This is a genomic window from Prosthecobacter sp. (genome assembly GCF_044222345.1).
In the GTDB taxonomy this organism is placed as follows: Bacteria; Verrucomicrobiota; Verrucomicrobiia; order Verrucomicrobiales; family Verrucomicrobiaceae; genus Prosthecobacter.
Map to the genome: position 1 here is coordinate 30,181 of NZ_JBGANL010000028.1, position 13,564 is coordinate 43,744.

At 60.2% G+C, this 13,564-nt stretch carries 13 protein-coding genes; 7 read left to right on the top strand and 6 right to left on the bottom strand.

Annotated features, from left to right (window positions below):
- Positions 1 to 2 precede the first annotated feature (2 nt).
- A complete protein-coding gene (locus tag ACILSL_RS15525; RefSeq protein WP_395732959.1) occupies positions 3 to 929 on the bottom strand; it encodes a hypothetical protein in 927 nt (308 codons plus the stop codon).
- A 3-nt stretch (positions 930 to 932) separates the two neighbouring features.
- A complete protein-coding gene (locus tag ACILSL_RS15530; protein WP_395732960.1) occupies positions 933 to 1,661 on the bottom strand; it encodes an N-acetylmuramoyl-L-alanine amidase family protein in 729 nt (242 codons plus the stop codon).
- A 199-nt stretch (positions 1,662 to 1,860) separates the two neighbouring features.
- Between ACILSL_RS15530 and ACILSL_RS15535 the strand changes: the two genes are divergently transcribed.
- The 3 genes from ACILSL_RS15535 to argA are packed head-to-tail and all read left to right on the top strand — an operon-like array spanning position 1,861 to position 4,857.
- Positions 1,861 to 3,246, top strand: coding sequence for an MFS transporter (locus ACILSL_RS15535; RefSeq protein ID WP_395732961.1), 1,386 nt, complete (start codon positions 1,861 to 1,863; stop codon positions 3,244 to 3,246).
- 1 nt (position 3,247) lies between these two features.
- Positions 3,248 to 3,532 (top strand): hypothetical protein, encoded by a 285-nt coding sequence (locus ACILSL_RS15540; protein WP_395732962.1) that lies wholly within the window; start codon positions 3,248 to 3,250, stop codon positions 3,530 to 3,532.
- Complete coding sequence (gene argA / locus ACILSL_RS15545; protein WP_395732963.1) at positions 3,529 to 4,857, top strand: amino-acid N-acetyltransferase; 1,329 nt, start codon at positions 3,529 to 3,531, stop codon at positions 4,855 to 4,857. The genes ACILSL_RS15540 and argA overlap by 4 nt, the downstream gene beginning before the upstream one ends.
- Here argA and ACILSL_RS15550 read toward each other — a convergent pair.
- The 3 genes from ACILSL_RS15550 to ACILSL_RS15560 all read right to left on the bottom strand — a co-directional run bounded on the left by ACILSL_RS15550 (position 4,841) and on the right by ACILSL_RS15560 (position 7,917).
- A complete protein-coding gene (locus ACILSL_RS15550) occupies positions 4,841 to 5,446 on the bottom strand; it encodes a hypothetical protein (RefSeq protein WP_395732964.1) in 606 nt (201 codons plus the stop codon). The two genes, argA and ACILSL_RS15550, sit on opposite strands and share 17 nt — an antisense overlap.
- Before the next feature lie 42 nt (positions 5,447 to 5,488).
- Positions 5,489 to 6,859, bottom strand: a complete 1,371-nt coding sequence (thrC, locus tag ACILSL_RS15555) for a threonine synthase (RefSeq protein ID WP_395732965.1) — start codon at positions 6,857 to 6,859, stop codon at positions 5,489 to 5,491.
- Between the two features lie 107 nt (positions 6,860 to 6,966).
- On the bottom strand, positions 6,967 to 7,917 hold the full coding sequence (locus ACILSL_RS15560; protein WP_395732966.1) for an efflux RND transporter periplasmic adaptor subunit: 951 nt from the start codon (positions 7,915 to 7,917) through the stop codon (positions 6,967 to 6,969).
- A 95-nt stretch (positions 7,918 to 8,012) separates the two neighbouring features.
- On the opposite strand from ACILSL_RS15560, the gene ACILSL_RS15565 reads away from it, so the two are divergent.
- Genes ACILSL_RS15565 through ACILSL_RS15580 form a run of 4 tightly spaced genes read left to right on the top strand, consistent with a single transcriptional unit; the run spans position 8,013 to position 11,532 of the window.
- Positions 8,013 to 8,567, top strand: a complete 555-nt coding sequence (locus ACILSL_RS15565) for an ion channel (protein ID WP_395732967.1) — start codon at positions 8,013 to 8,015, stop codon at positions 8,565 to 8,567.
- A gap of 42 nt (positions 8,568 to 8,609) precedes the next feature.
- Positions 8,610 to 8,822 (top strand): hypothetical protein, encoded by a 213-nt coding sequence (locus ACILSL_RS15570; RefSeq protein ID WP_395732968.1) that lies wholly within the window; start codon positions 8,610 to 8,612, stop codon positions 8,820 to 8,822.
- Between the two features lie 46 nt (positions 8,823 to 8,868).
- Positions 8,869 to 10,497, top strand: coding sequence for a sialate O-acetylesterase (locus ACILSL_RS15575; RefSeq protein WP_395732969.1), 1,629 nt, complete (start codon positions 8,869 to 8,871; stop codon positions 10,495 to 10,497).
- 15 nt (positions 10,498 to 10,512) lie between these two features.
- Complete coding sequence (locus tag ACILSL_RS15580) at positions 10,513 to 11,532, top strand: SAM-dependent methyltransferase (RefSeq protein ID WP_395732970.1); 1,020 nt, start codon at positions 10,513 to 10,515, stop codon at positions 11,530 to 11,532.
- 53 nt (positions 11,533 to 11,585) lie between these two features.
- On the opposite strand, the gene ACILSL_RS15585 is transcribed toward ACILSL_RS15580, so the two are convergent.
- Positions 11,586 to 13,559, bottom strand: a complete 1,974-nt coding sequence (locus ACILSL_RS15585; RefSeq protein WP_395732971.1) for an amidophosphoribosyltransferase — start codon at positions 13,557 to 13,559, stop codon at positions 11,586 to 11,588.
- Positions 13,560 to 13,564: the final 5 nt, after the last annotated feature.

The following is a 13,564-nucleotide window of genomic DNA, read 5'->3' on the forward strand; positions in this document are numbered from 1 at the left end:
GATCAGCGTGTGATCCGCACCAGAGGCGTCGGCAGGTGCTCGCTGATGATCCACAGCGTGCAGCTGTCGCTGTCATAGCAGACGCCTTCCAGCTGCCGCAGGAGTTCGGGCTCGATGCGAACCGGCGCTTCTTTGAGGGCCTCCTCGAGGGATTTTTCCATGGGCAGCTGCCATTCATACAGGCTGCTGTAGGTTGAGACGACCATCCGTGATCCATCCGGTGCAAAGCTGGCGCTCGTGGTCATGCAGTTGTCATGCGGTCGCTTGCCGGCGCGAATCAGAGTGGGAAAAGTCAGATCGGCCACTTTTTCGAGCACCATGCTCACCTTCGGCTGCAACGTCTGTGGAAAAGCATAAAGCGCGCACCTGCCGTCATCACTCTTGGTCAGGACGTAAAGGCGGCGAGTCTGCGGATGCACGAGCAGGCTTTCGGCGTTTTTCTTGCCATCTGGATAGTGCGCACGCCAGATCTGCGGTGCGGCGGTTTCAGTTTCCGCCACAGACTTGCCTGCTGCACTGATTTCAGGCTCTGGGATCTGATAGACCTGAATCGACGCGCGGATGTAAAGATTGTCGCCGATGTCCCCAATGAAGAGCGTTGGAACTCCCTGCTCATCTTTGCCGGAAGCGATGTCCTCCCAGTCAAAATTTGCCGCATCTCGCACACGCACCTTGGCACGTGTTTTACCACTGCGGTCGATGGCAAAGACACAAGGCTCCCCGCCGGAATCGTTCAAGGTCCAGAAAATCGAGGGGTCACGAACACTCAGCGCCAGACCGGAGCTTTCATTGAGGCGCTTGTCTTCCAGGATGGCGATCCGCTTGCTCGTGCTGGGCACAGGCTTTTCCGGCCAAGCGACCGCACTCTGCCCGCAGCAGGCAGAAAGCGCCGTGAGAATGAGAGCCAACTGAACCAGAAAAGTTTTCATGAGCTAACCCAGCGGTGCTGCCGGACCTGCCAGCATGCGATTGTAATGAAACTGCACACGCCCCTGAAACCACCGCCAGGTCTGACCTGGGCGGCCATGTTCCAGCAGGAAATGCGGACAGTCCTTGTGCTGCGGGCTGACTCCGACACGCGGCCAGTGATAGTGCGGCACCACGTGATCGAGCGGAATGTTGTACGCACGCATCAGATACGCGGCCAGCCGGGCTGTACGGTCAATGGTCTGGCCAAGGTCATTGCCATGGTGCTCACACATTTCGATGCCGATGCTGTAGTTGTTGCCGACCCCGTCGAAATCAGCGTGCTCGCCCTGCTCACGGCAGGGCAGGTGCTGGATGGCGATGTCATCCTGCACAGTGAAGTGCCAGGTGAGAAAGCCGATGCGGTTGCCCCCCTTGCGCTTCGTCGCGCGCAGTGCGCCGCGCTTCAACGCCAGCGCGTGCTGGTAGGCATTTCCGGTGTAGTTCTGCGTGCTGTGAATGGTGATGTAGCGCGGATTCATCGGCCGGTAGTAGCGGCGGCCCACCGTGCCGGCGGGGATGATGTCGAGCTTGATGCGCGTCTCCGCGAGCAGCTGATCCGGCGTCATGGCCCCGGACGGCACCGGTGCAAAGCGCGACTCCCAGCGTGCCACGCGAGAGCCATCGTAAGTGGCGCAGGCCGCGACAATGAAGGCAAGCGTCAGTGGTAGGAGGATTGCGACGTTTTTGCGCATAAGAGTGTTTAAAGGCCAATGGTCAAAATTCAATGCGCTTGTTCAAGCAAGTTCATACGTACCTGCCGCGCTTTTCCGTCTCATCAACTTCTCCGGCCGATCACGAATAGGTGAAAGAAACGGCTCTCTTGCTGCGGCATGATTCCTTTGATTTCGGGATTGTCATCCTCCTCCACGTCATTCAACATCCGCGCTTCTCATGAGCACCCCGTCCCTTCCCGATTCCAACGCGCCCTGGTACAAGCAGCTGACCGGCTACCACTGGTTTGTGCTGATCGTCGCGTCTGCCGCATGGTTCTTTGACTGCCTGGACCAGCGCCTGTTTTCGCTCGCCCGAGTGCCGGCCCTGGTGGAACTGATGAAGCTGCCGCCGACAAATCCTGATCTGCAGGCCTTTGGCAAGGTCGTCACCGCCTGTTTCCTCATCGGCTGGGGTGTCGGCGGACTGACCTTCGGTGCTCTGGGAGACAAATTCGGCCGCGCCCGGATGCTGACACTGACGATCCTGATCTACTCCGCCTTTACCGGCCTGAGCTATTTCAGCCGCACCCAGCTCGACTTCACCATCTTCCGCTTCCTCACCGGCGTGGGAGTTGGCGGCGTGTTTGGCCTTGCCGTGGCCTTGATCGCTGAAACCGTTCCCAATGGAGCGCGCACGCAGTGCCTTGGTCTGCTGCAGATTCTGTCCACCATCGGCAACATCACCGCAGGCTTTGCCAAAATCGGCATTGATACCTTGGAGGCAAATCACACCATCACCGCCGGATCAGGCTGGCGCTGGATGTTCCTCATCGGCGCGGCACCTGCGCTGATGATCATCTTCACACGCGGTTATCTCAAGGAGCCCGCTGCGTGGCAGCACCTCAAGGACACCAACCAACTGCCTAAGGGCAGCATCTTTGCGCCGTATGCCAGCCTGCTGGCCAGCGCCCGCTGGCGCAAAAACCTCTTCGTGGGGGCTGTCATCGCCAGCACCGGCGTGATCGGCCTCTGGGCCATCGGCGAGTATGCCGTCGATTTGCAGAAGGTAGTGTTCAAACAGTACTTTGAAAAGGCGGGCGTCGCTCCTGACAAGGTGGCCGCCGAAGTGAACAACGCCATCTCCGTGGCCTATCTCTGGAACATGATGGGTGCCGCCGTGGGCATGACCTTGTTCACCAATGTGGCCAAGCTGGGCCGCCGCCTGGCCTTCTTCCTGGGCTTCAGTGCCGCACTCATCTCCACCTTCCTTGTTTATTGGAAGATGAGCGACCCGATCTCAGCACGCTGGATGATGTTCCTCATGGGCACCGCGCAGCTGAGTGTGTTCGCCGGCTTTGCCATTTATCTGCCTGAGCTGTTCCCGAACAAGCTGCGCAGCACGGGCACCAGCTTTTGCTACAACCTGGGCCGTTTCGCCGCCGCCGGTGGCAGCTTCTTTTCCGCCACCCTCACTTCCGGCATCTACGGCAAGTTCGCCGCTCAGGATCCGGCTCTGCCACTGCGCTACGCGGCCATGACCATGTGCGCCATCTTCCTCATGGGCATCATCATTCTGCCGTTCGCTCCTGAAACCAAAGGCAAGCCGCTGCCGGAAGACGATTGAAATGACCGCCGCTGAACTCAAGACCACCACGCAGGCTCAGGCTGAGGCGGTTTCCCCTGAAGCGCTGGCCCTCTGGCATGCGAAGCAGGGAAACTGGGAAGCCGCGCACAACATCGCCCAGGACATCCACACGAAGATGGGTTCCTGGATTCATGCGCTGCTGCATGTGATCGAAGGCGACCAGTGGAACGCGGACTACTGGTTCTCGAAAGCCGGCAGGCCCTCGCACGGCCCCAAGGAGATCGACAAACTTTGGGACGAAATTGCTGCGGTTGTGCTATCTTGATCACTCAAACAGTGAACAACGACCCCGCCAAACCCCAGCAGCGCTTCGAAGACTTGCGCGGCATCCTGCGCTACGTGCCCCAATTCCGGCAGCGCGTTTTTGTGATCGCCTTTGATGGCGCACTGATGATGCAGCCGGGCTTTGCCAGCCTGCTCCAGGACGTGGCAGTGCTGCAGTCGCTCAACATCGAAGTCGTGCTCGTCTTTGGCGCGCGCGCCCAGGTGCGCATGCTGGCCGAGAAACGCGGCATCTCTCTCTACAATGACGACGGCATGGGCCGGACCGACGCCGCAGGCATCGAGATCGCAGTGGACGCCATCATGCGGCAGTGCAGCGACCTGATGGCCGATCTGACGGCGCTGGAGATGCCCGTGGCAGTTTCCAATGCGCTGGCGGTGCATCCGGCAGGCGTAATCGACGGCATTGATCTCGAATTCACCGGACGCATTGAGCGTGTCGATGAGGAATCAATCCGTGCATTGCTCAAGGCCGACATCATCCCCATTTTGCCGCCGCTGGGTTATGACGGCAAAGGTGCCACGCTGAGATTGAACTCTGATGCCGTGGCCGTGGAGGTCGCCATCGCGCTGCAAGCCGCGAAAGTCATCTTCGTGGCCGAGTCCGGCATCACCGCCGCCGATGGCAGCCGCCTGGAGCAGCTTTCCGTCGCGGAAGCGAAGGAAATGCACAAGCGCAAGGATTCCAAGCATGACGTGAGCATGCTCTCAAAGCTGCGCTACGCCGCGCTGGCCTGCCAGGAAGGCGTGCCGCGGGTTCACATCGTGGATGGCACGCAGGATGAAGCCCTGCTGGCTGAGCTCTTCTCCAATGAAGGCGTCGGCACGATGATCCATGCCGATGACTACCAGCAGATCCGCAAGGCCCGCTCTTCCGACGTCCCTGCCCTGCTCTCCATGATGCAGCAGAGCGTGGATGATGCCGCACTGGTGCCACGCACGCGCGATCAGATTCAGTCCAAGATCAAAGACTTCTTCGTGCTCGAGCTCGACGGCAACCCCATCGGCTCCGTCGCCGTGCATGCCTATGAGGAGGACGGCAGAAAAATCGCCGAACTGGCCTGCCTGTTTGTGCGCCGCTCGCACAAAAACAAAAATCATGGGCGCAAGCTGGTGGCCTTCGCCGAAGAACAGGCACGGCAGCGGGGCTGCGAGGTCATCGTGGCGCTCAGCACGCAGGCGTTTCGCTTCTTCGAGGAAAAAATGGGCTACACCGTGACCGATCCCGGCGCACTACCGCTCAGCCGCCGTGAAAAGTACGACAAGAGCGGACGGAACTCCAAGGTACTGGTCAAGGCGCTGAAATAGCGCTGCCGTCCGGCTTGAGACGCGGCACCTTGGAATAAGCCAGCGCGGATTCAGCGATGGCGATCGCCTTGTCCTGGAGTTTTTCGCCGATGTAGCGCTGCTGAAAATTCACGCGGCATTTGCGGCCATCCTTCGCGAAGGCCACCCAGAATTCCGTCGATTTGATGCGTTCCGCTGCGCTCGTCGCATCGGACCATTCATAGCGGACGGATGCGCTGCGCGTCACCTCATGCAGCCCCTGGGCGCTGAGAGTTACGGAATAACCCATGCTCTGCCAGCCCAGCCAAGTGGCCGCCACACCGAGTAAAAACAGCGCCACCCCCAAGACGATGGACGGCCCGATGGACTTGGCGCGGCCAAAGAAACCGCCGTTGCCATATTCCAGCGCAAAGAATTTCACCCGCCCATACCTGACCTTCACCAGCACCAGGGCGGCGATGACCAGCAGCGGTCCGCTGCCGAGCAACAGGTAGGTGTACACATCCCCAATCATGAGCGTCACACCATTGCCCGCATTCACCCCCTTGGTCAGGTAGGGAGAAAGGTCCGTTGATGTGATGAAATCGAAGGAAAGGGGCGGCAGTTTCATGAGGGGCCTTTTGGGTATTAAACCAAGCTGCCGCCTTGCACGTCAAGCCTTGCTTCCGTGACTTGTGTGTTGCCGGATGAAATCCTGCACCGCCGCCACATCCGCAGCCATCGGCCAGGTTTTAAGCGATTTCGACTTCAGCGCTTCGAGAGTCGGATGCGTGGGTTCGTTGCCGGTGGCCTGCTGCACGACTTCAGGGAACTTCGCCGGACTGGCGGTGGCCAGCACGACGCTGACGCGGTCCTGCGCCATGTCGGTGAAGGCGCAGGCGGTGTGCGGATCCAGCACATACTGCCAGTCCTGCCACATCTGCGCGATGACGCGGACGATCTGCTCATCGTCCATCCGGGTGGAGCGCAGAGAGGTCTTGGGCAGCTCGATCTTGAATGGGGCGCCGGATTTGATCTGTGCCATCACCTCACGCACGCGGTCGGCGCTTTGACCAAGGATGTAATAGAGGAAGCGCTCGAAGTTCGACGCGGCCTGGATGTCCATGCTCGGCGCATGGCTGGGGTGCACGTCGCTCTGACTGTACTCACCGCTGGTGAAGAAGCGGTGGAGGATGTCGTTTTGATTCGTCGCCACCCGGAAACCGCCTGCGGGCATGCCCATTTGCTGTGCCATCCATCCGGCCAGCACATTGCCAAAATTTCCAGTGGGCACGACGTACTCCGCCGTGGCGCGTGCACTCTCCGGCAGTTTCAGGCAGGCCCAGATGTAATAAACACACTGCGCCAGCACACGGGCGATGTTGATCGAGTTCACGGCGGAGAGGTTCACCGAATTCGCGAAGGCGGTGTCGCCAAAGGTCTCCTTCACCACGCGCTGCGCGTCGTCAAAAGTGCCGGGCACGGGAATGGCGAAGACGTTGTCCGCCCCGGTGCAGGCCATCTGGCGCTCCTGCAGCGGCGCGACGCGGCCGTTGGGATAGAGAATGAAAATCGTGATGCCATCACGCCCCAGGCAGCCATGGATGGCCGCAGAGCCTGTATCGCCCGAAGTCGCGCCGAGCACGGACAAGCGTTTGCCTGTGTGCTCGACCTGGCGCTTGTAAAGCAGTCCCAGGAGCTGCAGCGCGAAGTCCTTGAAGGCCAGCGTCGGCCCGTGAAACAGCTCCAGCACGTAGGTCTTGTCCGTGATTTTCTTCAGCGGGGCCACGTCCGGTGAATCAAAGCGCCGGTACGCCTCCGCCGTGAGCTGATGCCACTCGGCATTGCTGATCTCCGGCGCGAAGAGCGTAAAAAACTCCGCCGCAAGCTGAGGGTAGGTCAGCTTCGACCACGCCGGCAGCTTGTCAGCGATGTTCGGCAGCTTTTCCGGCAAAAACAGCCCGCCATCCGGTGCCAGCCCGGCTTCAACGGCTTCAGAAAAAGTGTGCGGCTTCGTCTGGCCGCGAGTGGAGAGGTAGTGCATGCGAATGATGGGGGGCGGTATTCATGCGTGGAAATCGGGGAGACTCAACGAGTCTCTGCGACATCATGCGGCGTCTTTCGCCACCCGGGCTCGCTCTGGGCAAAGACTCATTTCTTCCGCGCAATGAACACATCCACCTGCTGCCCGACGTAGAGGGGCTGATCCTTGGGTTTGTCGAGTTTGTAAATGACCTGCAGGACGCGGGTGTCCACGCGCTCGGTGCTGGCGCCGGTGAGGGAGACTTTGGGGATGACGTAGGGCTCGATGCGGACGAACTGCACTTTGAACTTTTTCGAAGAGTCGCTCTTCAGCGAGAAGGTGGCATCGAGACCGGAGGCCACTTCCATGGCGTTTTGTTCATCCACATCCGCGCGCACATGCAGCGTGGAGATGTCTCCCAGCACAAGCGCCGGCTCCTTGTTGGCCGGTGAGGCGTATTCGCCGGCACGAATGTTGACCTGAAGGATGGTGCCGGCCTTGGGCGCTTTGACGGTGAGCCGGTCGATGAGCAGCTCGGTCTGCTGCACGTCCGCCTTGGCGGAGGAGAGCTGCGCTTCAGCGGCCTGCATCTGCGCCTTGGCCACCAGCACGTCGTTGGTGCGATTGCGCAGGTCGTCCTGGCTGATGGCACGCTGATCTGGGATGGACGTCATGCGGTCGAGCATGTCCTGCACTTTCGCCAGCTGGGCGCGATTGATGGCAATGTTTGCCTGGGCAATGGCGATGGCCGCCTGCTGCTTGAGCAACGAGGCGCGCAGTTCGCGATCATCCAGGATGAGCAGTGCATCCCCCTCCTTGACGAGTTGATTGACCGCGACTTTGACCGCCTCGACCAGACCTGGCGCAGGCACGCCAATGGCGACGTTTTCGTCCTTGGCCTCGATGATGCCGGTGGCCGCGATGTCATCGGGCGCGTTCTTCTGGGGCGGCAGCACAGGCGGTGGCGGCATCTTGGTCTCCTGGCTGCGGATGGTCTGGAGCACAAACCCCATGCCGACCACGCCCGCGATCGCAAGCAGGTAGGTGGAGTAGCGGATGGCGGTGGAGACGAGATTCATGAGCGGAATTTAAATGAGAAATCGGAAAGTCGAATGACGAATGCCGGGCGAGATTACGCTCGACGAGGGGGGCAAGAAAGTCTCAAATCGGCACAATGAAAAATGAACCGGGCATTGCAAGGCAGGTCATCCGACAGGGCGGTGAGGTCGTGGTCATTGTTCTGGTGGCCGCGGGTCTGCAGGCCCTGTGGGGCGCGCATTGGTTGAGCGCTCGCACGTTCTGCCTGGTGGTGCTGGCGGCTGCATTCGCCAAGACGGTCTTCTTTTTCGTCGAAAATCTCCAGCACATCCTGATGGCCACGCAGGATGACATGCCCTACCACCGCGTGCTCGGCCTCATGGGAGTGAACATGGCGCAGATCACGCTGGCCTTTGCGCTCGACTACTGGTGCCTGGAAACGGCGGAACCGGCGAGTTTCAGCTCGATCGACGCCGCGTGGAACCAAGGCGAACAGCTCTTTGAGTTCTTCTTTTTCAGTGTCTTGAACTTCTCCTTCTTCGGCTTTGGCGATGTCACGCCGCTGACCATCCCGGCCAAGCTGGTCACGATGATGGAGGTGCTGCTGGCCTTTTTCACCGTGATCTTCCTGCTCTCGGACTTTGTCAGCCTCAAGGATTCACTGCGCGTGAAGAAGCCGCCGACGGAATGATCCGCATCTTGCACGTGCGGGCGGGCGCTCTACGCTGGGAGCATGGACCGACCCGCCGCCATTGCTCAAATCCGCGAAGCCTGCAAAAACATCGCGCTGCAATTCATGAAAATCCACCCCGCCGTGCCCGGACTGGCGGATGAGGAGACGCAGAAAGAATGCTTCCGCAGCGTACATGAAATGACCGTGCTGCTGGAGACCATCAAGAAGAAGATCGGCCGTCTGGAGCGCTCCGATGACAGCACCCTGCTCTGACATTTGGCTTACTTGCCCAGACCCGCCCCTCATACGACCATTCGACATGAAATACGCCCTTCTCAGCCTCCTCCTGGTGGCCACCAGCCTGCAGGCCGAGGTCAAACTGCCAGCCATTTTCTCCGATGGCATGGTCCTTCAGCAGGCACAGCTCGTGCGCATCTGGGGCACCGCTGAAGCCGGCGAAGACGTGAAAGTGACCTTCGGTGGCCAGTCGCACAGTTCGGTCACAGATCCGACCGGCAAATGGTCGCTCACGCTGAACCCGATGAATGCCAATGCCCAGCCCGCCGATCTCGTGGTGGCAGGGAAGAACACGATCACGCTCAAAAACGTGCTCGTCGGCGAAGTGTGGGTCTGCTCCGGCCAGTCCAACATGCAGTGGACGGTGCAGCAGGCCGGCAAAGCCCAGGAGGAAATCGCCGCCGCCAATCATCCCCAGATTCGCATGTTCAATGTCGAACGCAGTCCGAGCATGACGCCACAGTCTGACTGCAAAGGCTCGTGGAAGGAGGCCACCAGCGCCCATGTGGGCAACTTCTCCGCTGTGGGTTACTTCTTTGGCCGCCACCTGCATCAAGCGCTGAAAGTCCCGGTCGGCTTGATCAACACCTCCTGGGGCGGCACACGGATCGAAGCCTGGACGAGCCGCGAGGCGCTCGAAGAACGCCCCTGCGCCTCCGAAATGCTCACCGACTGGAAGGGTGCCTTGGCCAAATGGGACGCCCCCAAGGAGCAGGCTGTCTTTGAAAAAGTCAAAGCCGACTGGCAGGCGCAGATGCTGAAGATCGACACCGAAAACGCCAAGCTGCCCGCCGGTCAAAAGAAGCCCAGTCCACCAGCACCGCGCCCACCGGAGGACCCCACCAAGACACCGCATCACCCCAGCGTGCTCTTCAACGGCATGGTGGCCCCGCTGATCCCTTACTCCATCAAAGGCGTCATCTGGTATCAGGGAGAGTCGAACCAGCGCCGTGCCTTCCAGTATCAGGAACTGCTTCCCACCCTGATCAATGACTGGCGCAAACAGTGGGTGGATGCGTTCTCGTTTTACATTGTGCAGCTGGCAAACTTTGGCAACGGCAAGCCCGTGGCCACGGAACCCGGCATCCCCGACACCTGGGCGGAACTTCAGGAGGCCCAGACGCTGACGGCTCAGACACTCGACAAATGCGGCATCGCCATCATCAACGACATCGGCGAGCAAAACGACATTCATCCCAAGAACAAACAGGAGGTCGGCCGACGCCTCGCTCTCTGGGCTCTGGCCAGGGACTACGGCACGTCCGCTGCCGAATACTGCGGCCCGCTCTACCTTTCCTCCGTCATTCAGGGAAATAAAATTCGCATTCAGTTCACCCACACCGGCGCAGGTTTGAAAACTCGCGATGATGGCGAACCAAAAAGTTTCCAGATTGCCGGAGCCGATCAGAAATGGGTGTGGGCCAAGGCCAAGATCGAAGGCAACGAAGTCGTCGTCTGGAGCGAATCTGTGCCACAGCCGGTCGGCGTGCGTTATGCCTGGGCCAGCTGGCCGGAAGGCGCCAATCTCATGAATGCCGAGGGCCTGCCAGCCTCCTGCTTCCGCACCGATGACTTCCTCCCGTCCACGCTCGGTGTCGTGTCCCCCTTCAAAGAGGTGGCCCCGGTCAAGCCAGTGCCCGTGAAACCATGATTGTTCGAGCCTAGCGTGCATCTCTTCCTAGCTGATCCTGATACCTCGCCGTTCCTCGCTGATGAACTGCGCCGCGCCGCACCGGATGCTGCACAACGCGAAATCGAAGGCCTCGGCATCGCTGCGGATCTGAATTTGGAAGGGCTGCTGCTCGCCTTCGCGCGCCAGACGCTGCCTGACGCCGTTGAAATCCATGCCGCTTCCATCAATGCGTGGGCTGACCGCATCATCGAAGCCATCGTGGGCGTGTTTCCCGATGACCAGCCCTGGCGCCTGCATTTATGGCCGCAGTACGGCGAGGGCAAAGCCGGGCAGCACCGCTGTGAATTGATCCATGCCAGCCTGATGGAGCGCCTGAAAAAGCGGCGCAGAAAGCTGCTGCGCTCCCTGCTCGATTCCGACGCCGTGTTTGACGCGCAGACATCCCTTGTCCAGTGCATCCTCACCTCGCCTGAAACCGGCTGGCTCTCCGCCGTGCCAGCGCCACAGGCTTATGCGCGGCGCGCTTTGATTTCCAGCTTCCCGCGCGGTGAAGTGCCGCTGGCCGATGACAAAAGCGCCCCCTCCCGCGCCTTCACCAAACTCGTCGAGTCCGAGCAACGCCTGGGACGCCGCATCGAGCGCGGCCAGACCTGCGTGGATCTCGGCGCTTCACCTGGAAGCTGGAGCTACGTGCCCATCCAGCGCGGGGCGAGTGTCATCGCCATCGACCGCTCCGAGCTGCGCGAGGACTTGATGCGCAATCCACGCCTTCATTTTGAAGTCGCCGACGCCTTCAAATACAAGCCGCCGCAAACGGTGGACTGGCTCGTCTGCGATGTCATCGCGGCACCGCAGCGCAGCATTGACCTTCTCCTCGAATGGCTGCGCGAGAAGCGCATGCGCAACTTCATCGTCACGATCAAATTCAAAGGCCACGAGGAGTATCCGCTGCTCGACATCCTCAAACGCGAAGCACCGCCGCTCTGCGCTGAGTTTCACCTCATGAGACTCTGCGCGAACAAAAATGAAGTGTGCGCGTTTGGCGTGGTGTGAGGGACAATCAGCCCTCCCACACACTCAATAGATAACCCACACTTCAGCCAGGCCTACAGCAGCGCCTCATGCGCGCGGCCATCCTTGGCCTCGCAGTAGAGAATGAATGACTGGTTCACCACGGAGAAGCCGCCGGGAGTCGGGTAGTCACCGCTGAAATACCAGTCTCCATACTCGGCACCGAGGGCGGTGTGGAGGTCGGGAATGGTCTGATAGATCACTTCGACGGTGCCATGCCACGGCGTGTCTTCCGGGCTGATCATCTGGGCGATGCGTTCAGAGATCTCCTCGTCGGTAAAGGGCGCGTAAATAGCCTTCACGGCATTGCGCATTTCTTCCTTGGGCTTTTTCAGCTCGGCTTTGCAGGCAAGATAGGTCTCGTGGACGATGTGTGACAAGCCACGGGTGCGCAGCAGTGAAATGGCGGCCTGGAAAGCGATGAACTTGCCGAGTTCGGCCATGTCGATGCCGTAGCAGTCGGGGTAGCGGATCTGCGGCGCGGTGGAGCAGACGATGATGCGCTTTGGATTGGTGCGTGCGAGGATGCGCAGCAGGCTTTTCTTCAGCGTGGTGCCACGGACGATGGAGTCGTCGATGACCACCAGGTTGTCCTTGGGGGTCACCACCCCGTAGGTGATGTCATAGCTGCCGGATACAAGGGCATCGCGCCCTGTCTCCTGAGCGATGAAGGTGCGCATCTTGATGTCCTTGAGAGCGATTTTTTCACCACGCGGCCAGTTGCGCAGGACGAGATCGTCCAGCTTGGCCTCGTCAAACTCCCCACGCTTGAGCATGTCCATCAGCGCCTCTTTGACGACGCCCCGCCGGCTTTTGCGCAGGCCGTCCAGGAAGCCGAAGTAGGCCGTCTCAGCCGTGTTCGGGATGAAGCTGAGCACGGTGTGCTCGAAGTCGTTGTTGATGGCCTTGCCGACTTGCGGCACCAGCTGCTCACCGAGCGCCTTGCGCTGGTGGTAGATGGCGGAGTCGTTGCCGCGTGAGAAATAAATGCACTCAAAGGAGCAGGGCTTGAATTCACGCGGTTCGGTGAACTTCTGGATCGTCATGCCACCATCCGCCTTGATCACGGCCACATGGGCAGGAGGGATCTCGTGGATGTCCTCTTCATTGACACCAAAAACGGACATCAGGGCCACGCGTTCGGAGGCCATGGCGAAGATCTCGTCGTTCTCGTAATAGTGGCAGGGGCGGATGCCGCTGGGGTCACGCATGGCAAAGAGATCGCCATTGCCGATGACTCCCACGATGCTGTAGCCCCCGTCCCAGCGTTTGGCGGACTCCTTGATCACCGCCGTCACATCCAGCTGCTCGCTGATGTGCTGGGGAATGCTTTCACCGGAGACGCCGGAGTCGCGCAGATCGTGATAGAGCTTGGTGTGCGCCTCATCGAGCTGAAAGCCGATTTCTTCGAGCACACTCTGCGTGTCCGTGCCAAACACGGGGTGCTGCCCGCGCTTCATCATGACCTCGTTAAGCTCGCGGGTGTTGGTGAGGTTGAAGTTCCCCATCACCATCAGCGTGCGCGTGGGCCAGGTGGTGCGGCGCATGTAGGGATGCAGGGCCCCTTTGCCAAAGTCGCCGCTGGTGCCGTAGCGCAGGTGGCCGATGTAAATCTCCCCGGCCATTTCAAACTCGCGCTTGATGGCGTCCGGATCGTCCTCAAACGATACAAATTCCTTCCCTTCCTGGTCGCGTTCGTCCTTGCGCTGTTTGTTAATGCGGCGGGCGATGCGTTTGAACTCTTTGCGTTCATCATCGAAGACCTGGCCGATGCGCTCAACGCTTTCAGTGCTCCGCATGCGGAACATGTAAGGCAGGCCGGGGGGCATACCGAGCTTGCTGCAACCAATGCCCATGCCATCCTGGCCGCGGTTGCGCTGCTTGGTCATGATAGCCTGCAAGGCGTCAAAGCCGTAGAGGGCGTTGCCGTATTTTTGATAGAAGTATCCAAGCGGCTTTTTCAGCCGCACCACTGCTATGCCGCACTCGTGACTGATTGGGTCGCTCATCGTAA

Coding starts and splice junctions, on each gene's coding strand:
- ACILSL_RS15585 (WP_395732971.1), bottom strand. CDS start 13,559: ATGAGCGACCCAATCAGTCACGAGTGCGGCATAGCAGTGGTGCGGCTG.
- ACILSL_RS15575 (WP_395732969.1), top strand. CDS start 8,869: ATGAAATACGCCCTTCTCAGCCTCCTCCTGGTGGCCACCAGCCTGCAG.
- thrC (WP_395732965.1), bottom strand. CDS start 6,859: ATGCACTACCTCTCCACTCGCGGCCAGACGAAGCCGCACACTTTTTCT.
- ACILSL_RS15550 (WP_395732964.1), bottom strand. CDS start 5,446: ATGAAACTGCCGCCCCTTTCCTTCGATTTCATCACATCAACGGACCTT.
- ACILSL_RS15560 (WP_395732966.1), bottom strand. CDS start 7,917: ATGAATCTCGTCTCCACCGCCATCCGCTACTCCACCTACCTGCTTGCG.
- ACILSL_RS15540 (WP_395732962.1), top strand. CDS start 3,248: ATGACCGCCGCTGAACTCAAGACCACCACGCAGGCTCAGGCTGAGGCG.
- ACILSL_RS15570 (WP_395732968.1), top strand. CDS start 8,610: ATGGACCGACCCGCCGCCATTGCTCAAATCCGCGAAGCCTGCAAAAAC.
- ACILSL_RS15530 (WP_395732960.1), bottom strand. CDS start 1,661: ATGCGCAAAAACGTCGCAATCCTCCTACCACTGACGCTTGCCTTCATT.
- ACILSL_RS15565 (WP_395732967.1), top strand. CDS start 8,013: ATGAAAAATGAACCGGGCATTGCAAGGCAGGTCATCCGACAGGGCGGT.
- ACILSL_RS15535 (WP_395732961.1), top strand. CDS start 1,861: ATGAGCACCCCGTCCCTTCCCGATTCCAACGCGCCCTGGTACAAGCAG.
- ACILSL_RS15525 (WP_395732959.1), bottom strand. CDS start 929: ATGAAAACTTTTCTGGTTCAGTTGGCTCTCATTCTCACGGCGCTTTCT.